Raw genomic sequence first — 8,263 nt, 5'->3', positions numbered from 1 at the left:
TCTCCAGCAGCCTCCGGGTGAGGAGGCGCTTCGCCTCGTCCAAACTCGCTGCGAGCCCGTAGGGCTCCCAGGAGTATCCATTCCACCGTTCGATGCGCGTGGCGCGTCAGGATTCACGTGCGCGCCCTTGGGGGCATTGCCGGGAACAACGGGGATGGCACGGAGCAGGCCGACCGTCCCTCGGCTGCGCAACTCGCCTCACAGGGGGCCGAATTGCTCGCTGCCCAGGCAACCGCGGTCACCCCGCTCGACGACGGCCGGCAGCCCACGCTGATTCCCGACCTCATCAGCAGCCTGCACTGGGATCCGGCATCCCAGGACGAAGCCTCCTGGCCCGCCCCGACACGGCACCGCAACCGGGTCCAGCTCTACGTGGCCGTCGCCACAGCCGCCGCAGTCCTCGGCAGCATCGGCGGAGCCTTCGCCGCCTCGCAGTCATCCAACGACAGCCACAAGGCAGGCCCCACAGCACAGAGCAGCCGAACCACCTCGACTGCCACCGTGGACGCCGCGGCCAAAAAATCCGCCACTCAGCCCAAAAGCCCCGCCACATCCACACCGCTGGCGCGAGCCTCATCGCAAACCCTGCAGCGTGCCGTTGCCCCCTCCCCCGCCTATACCCGCAGCGACACCACACAGCCCACCGTCGATGAATGGGCCAACGCTCGGGTACCAGCCACAGCAGCCGAACAGAAGGCTGCTCAACACCTGATCGACGACGCAGCCCCCATCCTCCAAGGGCAGCAGTACCTGGACGGCTCGATCACCGTGACCTTCAACCCCCGGGCGCAGACCATGTTCATCACCTTCGGCCCCGGGTCCTACCCCGAAGGGCAGGACTACCACGACGACCCCTCCTGGACCGACACCATCCGCAGCCTGATGTTCGGCAGCTGTTCCGAAGCCCAGGCGGACTTCCACAACAACCCCACCTGGCCCTACGGCCGCGCAGCCGTCGTCTACCGCGAATCCATGGCCAGCCCCATCGTCACCGACTTCCGCGACGTCACCCACATCGACAGCTGCCGCGTATAAGAGGTCGTCTCGTTTGGGTCTCTGGGGACCGTGGTGGGTGGTTGTGACTGTCGTGGCAGGCAGGGTTACATGCCGCGGTCCGGCCCGCTCCAGGGCTCTGGCCGTTCGTCGGCGGTCATCGGAAGTCGGCACAGCTGTACCGGGCCGGGGTAGAAGGCTGAGGTGTTGGGGCCGGCCATGTCTTCGCCGATGAGATAGCGGTAGAGCCATTCGGCGAAACTCATGTCGTATCGAGCCCAGGCACCTTCGCCGTCTTCGATCAGAATCCAAGGGGCTGCGTCGTCTGCAGCTACGAAGAACAGTGTCTCGCCTCGGTCGGTGCAGGCGATCGGCCACAGTCCGTTGCGCGTACCGAAGCTCAACTCCGGGAGCCCGAGCAGCAGGCGAGGGTCCTCGTCGGGGTCAAGGTCGTCCCAGGACATCGCGGACCAGGCACGGGCCGTGTCGCGTATCCATTCGCCCAGATTCCAGCGTTCGGTCGCGGGGTGACTCAGGTACAGGTGGCCGTTGAGCTGGATGGGAGCGTATGCGTCCACGAGGGCCTGATAGTCGGCCGGCAGCCGGATTCCGAGGTCTAGATGGAGGCGGTCCCAGGCGGCGGGGTCGGCGTAGCGGTTTTGGGCCGGCCCGAGCATCGCCAAAGCTGCGGAAAGGTAGTCGCTCATGGCGCTCCTCGCTGGTGTGTCATCTCTGCAGCGGGATCATCCCAGCTCGGAGATCTCAACGATCAGGTTGCCAGTCTGCGATAGCAGATCAGGCCGGCGGCGATCCCAACGAATGCCAGGAAGTGTTCGGCCTTGCGCTCGTAGCAACGGTGCAGGCGGCAACACCCGGACAGCCATGCCACGGTGCGCTCCACAATCCAACGGTGCTGAGCTCCGGTGAGCGACGCCGAATTGGTTCCCATCCGGTCGAGGACGCGCGCAGGCCGCCCGCGCGTACTGGGTGGCCGGGCTCGGATCCAGGTGCCGAGCCACATTCCGGCGCGTCACTCGGCATGCGGGATCGTCTGTCAGCTGTTCGCGGGGCGGTGATCTGTGAGGAGCAGGGCCAGCGGCCCGGCGGGGAGGAGGAATCGCCCGTCGTGCACGGCCTGAAGGGCATCGGCCATCGGCCACCACATCAGCTTGAAGTCCTGCTCCGTCTCGGTGAGCTCCTGGGCACCGAGTGTCAGGTCTCGGGCCTCGTAGAGGTGGACGCGCGCCGGAGAGCTCAGCGTGATGGCGTGTGAGCCCAGCAGCCGCCACTGCCCGGCACTCACTCCGGCTTCCTCGCGCAGCTCGCGGCGGGCGCAGTCCAGAGCGGTCTCCCCGTCTTCACGGCGTCCGCCGGGCAGGAACAGGTACTCGCCTTTGTGGGCGGGAAAGTCGGCGCTCAGCAGTGCAACAAGGCCGTTTGCATCGCGTGCCACGACCACGGAGGCGTCACGCATTGATCCATCGCTCATACGGACCGAGCGTAGCGGTCAGTTGTGCATCCATGCGGCGAAAGGAACATTCCACACGACAGGGTGGGCGATTCCACGGCCGTGGAAGCCGTCGTCTCCGTAGGCATCGCCATGGTCGGCGCACATGATGACCAGCCACCGTCCCCGGGTGGAAACCCGGCAAGCGCTAAGTCTAGTGCGGCAGGCGGCCAGCAGCTGACATCCTGTGATCCCATTTCGGATCACCAAGGATTCAGACCTTGATCATTCTTGATACGTGCATCCTGCGGGGGCTCTCGCTGGAGGACAGCAGCGCGGACCTGCTCCGCACTATCCGCACAGTCGGCGTCGAAAACGTGACCGCGCCATAGATGGTCGTTGAGGAACTTGCCGCGCAGAAGGCTGTGAAGTACCGGCAGAAGCACGAGGCCGCAGCGCACGCACTGAATGCTCTGGCGGCAGAGACGCCTTGGAACGAATGCATACCGCTCGGACCTTGCGACCTGGACCGGGTACGTGAGCACTGGCGAACACGATACGCATCAGTCGCCGACGAGTTGCCGACGAGTGAGACCGCCATGCGGGAAGCCCTGTTCCGGGAGGCGAACGCGCTCCTGCCGTGCAAAGCGACCGAGGGTGGGAAGTCGCTGAAGGTGGGCGCCCGGGACGCCGCGATCTGGCTATCCGCAGTCGAATACGCGCGGACGCACCCGACCGAGACGGTCTATTTCGTCAGCTCGAACACCCGCGACTTCGGGGACGGCTCGACCTACTCGTTCCCCATGGACAAGGACGTCGCTGGGCTCGGCGACAGATTCGTCCACCTGACCAGCATGGACGAAGTCATTGCCCGCTTCACCAAAACCGCCGAAACGGACGAGACGATGGCAGTCGAGATCCTCAGCTCGCCGAACGTTCTCAAGGCCATCAAAAAGACGGCGAAGAAGCTACTCAGGGGCGAACCGTTCGATTGCATCGTTCAAGTCGGCGGGATCAGCGAGGACCGTACGGCGACCGGCACGGCTGAGCTGTGGCTTACAGCAAAGGCAAGCCTGCGTTCCGTGGACAAGGTCCAGGGCTATCGCATCGGGGATCACGAGTGGTTCACAGCGGTCGTCCGCTGGGACATCGGTGGTACCGCTTTCCTTCGCGCCCCAGAGTTGACCGCCGTGCCTGCCGGGTGTTCCTGGACTACGACCGTGATCTTCAGGCCGGATCCAGACGACCCGCGCATCACCGTCCTCCGCCACGACGCGCCGCGAGTCCTCAGCACCGAAGACTTCACCGCGCTCAACGTGTCCAAGGCGCCGACGGTGACAGCAGCCGCCCTCCTCGCCACCATTCAGTCCTTCCTCACCGACGACGACTGGCGCAGGATCCAGCGGAGCAGGAACCTCCAGCTCTCCGACGACGCCCTCTTGTCATTGCAGAGATGGCAGGAAAGACGCATCCCGTTGGTGTCTCAAGCCGACGCGGAGCACGACGTAAAACGTCTCCTTCAGGCAATGCGGGACGAGGGATAGGACGTCTCGTCAGCGACGGGCCCCTCCGCCGCCTCCCCTCTGCTGATGCTGCGCCCCGCGGCTGACCCGTCCCCTGGGTCTGGCCGCGGCGCGCGGCCGGCAGCTTCACGGACGACGTGCCGGGAGTCAGACGACACCATTGAGCTGTCCCTCACCCCGACGTACGACATCGACAGCGGCCCGATGGAGGCGTCCCGTACATGGCTGTGCAAGACCGATCTTGAGCATGGGGCCTACTTCCAGTTGTGCTCTACCAGCGTTCCCGCGTCATCGAGGTAGCCGCGCAATCCGGCCTCGGGGTACTCGATGATGTCTTCCGGCAGGTCGTGCACGGTGAACCATTCGAGAGCCATGCACTTCGTCGGCTCCCGGTTGACGGGAATGCCGGTCCACTGGGTGGCCTCGAAGAAGAAGCCGATGCGGCTGATCTCCTTGCTCTGCTGGTGGTGCACGACCTGGACGAGCCGCAGATGCGCGGGGTCAACCTCGAGGCCGGTCTCCTCGGACAGCTCACGCGCCGCGCCGTAGCTGAGTTCCTCACCGTGGTCGAGTTTTCCTGACGGCATGTGCCATCGCCCGTGCCCGTACGGGCCGCCTCGCTGGGAAAAAGGATCTTGTCGCCGTCGCGGACGATCACGTGGGTGTCGATGACGGGCTGTGCCGGTTCGCTACTCATGATTCCCGAGGGGGTGGGAGGGCCTGTGAGAGCAACGACGGTAGCCGTCGGTCCGTGATCGCATCAGCAATTCGGTTCACCACAGGTCAGTACGAGGCCGAGGTCCTGCGAGCCGGAGAGGACCGCAGTTGGGAGTGGCCGGCAGGAGCGGTTGCGCGGCTACTTGAGGCGGGGCTGAGGGGACGCGGGGACTGGCTCGTCAGGTGGGACTGCGAGTTGGAAGGCGTCTGGGCCTCCCGCAAGGAACCCGATCGAATCCACGTCGTCCTGAGGCATCCCCGTAACCGGGCCGATGCAGATCTGCCCTGGCTTCCAGTTCGGGATGACCCTCCCGATCTCCGCGGACGCCCCATCGGTCCAAGCCGAGCGCCTTGAAGCGCGCCTGACCGCAGGCGATCCCCGTGCCACCGCCGAGGTCTGGGGAGGTTCGCATGATGCCGAGCAACTGGGCTACCCATGGCCGCCGGTCGACCCGCTGTTCCTGTGAACGGCAGGGAGAGGCGGGGTTGGGCCTTCCCCTGCCGTTGGGCATCCACACGCAACCGCCATCCCCATGGGGAAGCGTGACCGTGCGGGTGGAAAATTACGTGACGCTGATCATGTAGATCGTGGGGAAAAGCGTGACCGCTGACAGGCCAGGGCACCCCTGTCCGGGCCCGGAACAACACCCCATTGAATGCCCTGCGGTGATCCGCCCACTGCGACCTGCCGTTGCCGGGCAGGAAGGGTTCGGTCTTGCGCCACTGCACGTCCATGAGCTCGTGTCGCCGCGCCATACAAGCGTCCTGCCCGGCCAACCGCGAGATTCACCCAGCCCACCAAGGCCAGCAGAAACGGCCTACGTAGGACGGCTCCGACACCGTAATCACACCAGCCACACCAAGATCATCCCAGTTGCCGAGGCTGCCCATGTCCTCGATCCTGTGAGCTCGGCAAGCAGGAGGGCACATGGACTGGTTCTTTTCCCAGGCGACGGAGACAACAGCAGTCCGGATGCCTCAGGGTCCTATAGGACCCTGACCAGGAAAACTGGTACGCCGGGCGCGCGCCTGGCTCGCGGCCCTGTACGAGTTGGGGGCGGACGGGCCCCGACGATCCGCTCTTCCGGGCCCTGCCCGCCAGCGGCCGTCTCGTGACCTACCCGGCAGACCGCAAGCCGGGCACACGGATGCGCCCGGGATCCCTGAACGACCGGCTCAAGACGCTCACCGACCGCGCGGGCGTGCCCTACATCGACGGCAGGAAAGGTGCGCTCCCACTCCTGGCAGGCCAAGGCGAACACCGATATGGCCGAGCAGGGCGTCCTGCTCGGCGAGCGCAACAAGGCGGGCCCGTGGGCTGGCGGCTCCCACACCGCTGACACGGTCTACGACCGACGCCACGGCGCCGGGACCCGCTCAGCGCCGTCCCGCTGTACGGCGGCCCCGCGCACGCTGCTGTCGCGGAAGCCTGTGCGCAGTCAACCGCCGAGGACTCCGAGGGAAGTTGAGGGGCAATCCTTCCTGTCCCGCCCGCGCGCGGCTGGATGGCCCTATCGTGAGTGGTGCCTCCGGGGTTTGCCGACAGCTCCCCCGGAGGCGCCCATGTTTCAGCCCTTGGCCGCAGCAACTTCCCGTGCGCGGCTGCCCAGTTCCTTGACGGAACGGGATGTGGCATACGGGGCGAGCTCCTTGCGCATGGTGGCAAAGTGGTCGTCACCGCGCGCGGAAGAGACGTGCTCGTACTCGTCCAGGAACCGCCCCCATGACGCGCACGAAGCATCCACGTACCCGACGCGGAGTTGACGCTGCGCGAGCACCGCGTAGGCGTGGACGCGGCCCTGCCGCTCCTCGGCAGGTTGCACCCGGATGGACTGCCGCATCGCTGTGATGCTGCCCTCGATGTCGCCCTCTTCCATGAGCACATGCGAGACGTGGAAGAGGTAGGCCGTCTGGTCGTACCCGCCAATCGCGTCCCGCCGGTTGTCCGCCTTCGACAGGGCGCTCTCGGCTTCACGGAGGCGGGTGTGGGCCTGGCGCCGATCGCCCACCATGGAGGCCGCGTGCGCCTGCTGGCCGCGCAGGAACGCCACGAGTCGGGGGCCGGCGGACGGTGCCGCCTCGGCCGCGGAGTCCGCGAGCTCCAGGGACATCCGGCCGTGACCCAGGCTCGACGCCTGCAGCGACATGCCGCGCAGGGTCCGGCAGTAGGTGACGTGGTCCTCGGCCTCGTTGGCGAGCTTGAGCGCGTTCACGTAGTACGTCTGCCCGAGGCCGTGGGCCTTCTCGTACATGGCCATCCAGCCCGTCAGGTACGTCAGATCCGACGCGGCCGCGAGCATGTCCCGCTTCACCGCCTCGGACGCCTGGGCCCGAAGCCACGGACCGACCGTGTTGACCAGGAAAGCGGCGGCCATGGGGCGCGCGTGCCCGGCCCCGAACTCGTCGAGGATGTCCGCGATGCGCTCCGTCATGGACCGCACGGAGGCGACCTGCGACGCTCCGATGCGGGTCGTGGCCTTGCCCGGCGATATCGGCTCGTCGGCCGCCCGTGCACCCTGCTGGAACACCGGCACCGAGAGCGCTGCGGCGAACAGGGTCGCGGCCAGCAGGCGCCGCCGGGATGGATCCATGTCTGCCCTTCCGAGGTCGATCAACTGCTCCACAGTGTCGACTGAGGGAGAGCCACCGACGGACAGAGCGGGTTCTAGTCCAGCCTCCGCGTGCGTGACGGGCCTGCCTAAGCGTGCGGACAGCGCCTCAAGGATCAGCGGCCTGACCTCGGGCTTCGGCGGTGTACCGGCGATCCAGTGCGCGACGGCCGTCCGGTCGTACGTCAGATCCAATCCAGCCTGGAGGCCGAGCCGATTGACTTGCTGAGCGAGCTGCGTGCGCGTCCATCGTGCCTGCTCAAGCAGCCTGTCCAGGGCAGGGTTGGGCGTGCGTTTTCTCGTGGCCATGTACTCAACTCCCGACAGCTCATGGCGTTCACGGTGTTCACGGTCCCACCAGTCACCAACGGTACCCGCAGAGCGTCACCACGCGGTTACCTCTTACAAGAAGCGATCGTTCTCAGCCCTTGGAGCAGAGGTGACCAGCGCACCACCCGTGACAGAAGGCGTCTCCAAGCTGGGAGATGCCCCCCGCGCAGAGCGCCAGGAGCACCGACGCCCTGTCCAGACCGACGACTTGATGAGCGTGTGCTTTGAGGTCTCGCCGCGCCGGACCGGTGAGGACGTCGCGGAGCGGGACGCCCGCCAGGTGCGGCGGGCCCGCGTGCTGGCGGCCGCGCGCCTCAAGTTCTGCGGCCTGGAGCCGCTCGTCGACGACGTGACGCTGATCGTCTCGGAGTTGGTGACCAATGCGATCGTGCACAGCGGCAGCACGCAAGTCACCTTCACTCTTGCCGTCGTGGACGGCGTCCTGACCGTCTCCGTCCACGACGAGATTCAGAGCGTCCCCGAGCTCTGCATCGCTGATCGTGACGCCGAGACCGGCCGAGGGCTTTTCCTCGTCGAGCACATCACCGCTGCTCGCGGCGGTGTGTGGGGCACCAGCGACGCGGGCGCCACGACCTGGTGCAGCCTCCCCACTGCCGCGGGGCACCCCTCATGACCGCCCCGGG

9 protein-coding genes and 1 pseudogene are annotated in these 8,263 nt (G+C 66.6%); 3 read left to right on the top strand and 7 right to left on the bottom strand.

Translation table 11 applies throughout. The features are described from left to right. The coding region (locus N4G66_RS36775) for a DUF6087 family protein (RefSeq protein ID WP_261708657.1) at positions 1-94 on the bottom strand (94 nt) is incomplete at its 3' end. A 23-nt stretch (positions 95-117) separates the two neighbouring features. Here N4G66_RS36775 and N4G66_RS36770 point away from each other — a divergent pair. Further along, on the top strand, positions 118-1,035 hold the full coding sequence (locus N4G66_RS36770; protein WP_261708651.1) for a hypothetical protein: 918 nt from the start codon (positions 118-120) through the stop codon (positions 1,033-1,035). Positions 1,036-1,100: 65 nt separating this feature from the next. Here N4G66_RS36770 and N4G66_RS36765 read toward each other — a convergent pair whose 3' ends face one another. The 3 genes and pseudogenes from N4G66_RS36765 to N4G66_RS36755 form a co-directional block, all read right to left on the bottom strand. After that, a complete protein-coding gene (locus N4G66_RS36765; RefSeq protein ID WP_261708650.1) occupies positions 1,101-1,700 on the bottom strand; it encodes an SMI1/KNR4 family protein in 600 nt (199 codons plus the stop codon). 62 nt (positions 1,701-1,762) lie between these two features. After that, positions 1,763-1,960 (bottom strand): annotated as a pseudogene (locus N4G66_RS36760) (IS5/IS1182 family transposase); the annotation flags it as partial. A gap of 87 nt (positions 1,961-2,047) precedes the next feature. Then, positions 2,048-2,482 (bottom strand): NUDIX domain-containing protein, encoded by a 435-nt coding sequence (locus tag N4G66_RS36755; protein WP_261708649.1) that lies wholly within the window; start codon positions 2,480-2,482, stop codon positions 2,048-2,050. Positions 2,483-2,832: 350 nt separating this feature from the next. Between N4G66_RS36755 and N4G66_RS36750 the strand changes: the two genes are divergently transcribed. Further along, positions 2,833-3,984: a PIN domain-containing protein gene (locus tag N4G66_RS36750; RefSeq protein ID WP_261708648.1), complete on the top strand. Its 1,152-nt coding sequence runs from the start codon at positions 2,833-2,835 to the stop codon at positions 3,982-3,984. Positions 3,985-4,217: 233 nt separating this feature from the next. Here the strand turns inward: N4G66_RS36750 and N4G66_RS36745 are convergent, their stop codons facing one another. The 3 genes from N4G66_RS36745 to N4G66_RS36740 form a co-directional block, all read right to left on the bottom strand. Beyond that, on the bottom strand, positions 4,218-4,550 hold the full coding sequence (locus N4G66_RS36745; RefSeq protein WP_261708647.1) for an NUDIX domain-containing protein: 333 nt from the start codon (positions 4,548-4,550) through the stop codon (positions 4,218-4,220). A gap of 196 nt (positions 4,551-4,746) precedes the next feature. Continuing rightward, complete coding sequence (locus tag N4G66_RS46055) at positions 4,747-5,415, bottom strand: transposase (RefSeq protein ID WP_391858948.1); 669 nt, start codon at positions 5,413-5,415, stop codon at positions 4,747-4,749. Between the two features lie 833 nt (positions 5,416-6,248). Next, entirely contained in the window at positions 6,249-7,598 is a 1,350-nt protein-coding gene (locus N4G66_RS36740; protein WP_261708646.1) for a hypothetical protein, read from the bottom strand. Positions 7,599-7,830: 232 nt separating this feature from the next. On the opposite strand from N4G66_RS36740, the gene N4G66_RS36735 reads away from it, so the two are divergent. Next, a complete protein-coding gene (locus N4G66_RS36735; RefSeq protein WP_261708645.1) occupies positions 7,831-8,253 on the top strand; it encodes an ATP-binding protein in 423 nt (140 codons plus the stop codon). Positions 8,254-8,263 lie beyond the last annotated feature (10 nt).

Origin of the sequence: Streptomyces rhizosphaerihabitans (genome assembly GCF_025399795.1) — a bacterium.
Lineage (GTDB): Bacteria > Actinomycetota > Actinomycetes > Streptomycetales > Streptomycetaceae > Streptomyces > Streptomyces rhizosphaerihabitans.
The sequence above is the reverse complement of the archived record's forward strand: the minus strand, read 5'-3'. Positions and strand labels throughout refer to the sequence as shown.

Coding starts and splice junctions, on each gene's coding strand:
- N4G66_RS36765 (WP_261708650.1), bottom strand. CDS start 1,700: ATGAGCGACTACCTTTCCGCAGCTTTGGCGATGCTCGGGCCGGCCCAA.
- N4G66_RS36755 (WP_261708649.1), bottom strand. CDS start 2,482: ATGAGCGATGGATCAATGCGTGACGCCTCCGTGGTCGTGGCACGCGAT.
- N4G66_RS36750 (WP_261708648.1), top strand. CDS start 2,833: ATGGTCGTTGAGGAACTTGCCGCGCAGAAGGCTGTGAAGTACCGGCAG.
- N4G66_RS36745 (WP_261708647.1), bottom strand. CDS start 4,550: ATGCCGTCAGGAAAACTCGACCACGGTGAGGAACTCAGCTACGGCGCG.
- N4G66_RS46055 (WP_391858948.1), bottom strand. CDS start 5,415: ATGGACGTGCAGTGGCGCAAGACCGAACCCTTCCTGCCCGGCAACGGC.
- N4G66_RS36740 (WP_261708646.1), bottom strand. CDS start 7,598: ATGGCCACGAGAAAACGCACGCCCAACCCTGCCCTGGACAGGCTGCTT.
- N4G66_RS36735 (WP_261708645.1), top strand. CDS start 7,831: ATGAGCGTGTGCTTTGAGGTCTCGCCGCGCCGGACCGGTGAGGACGTC.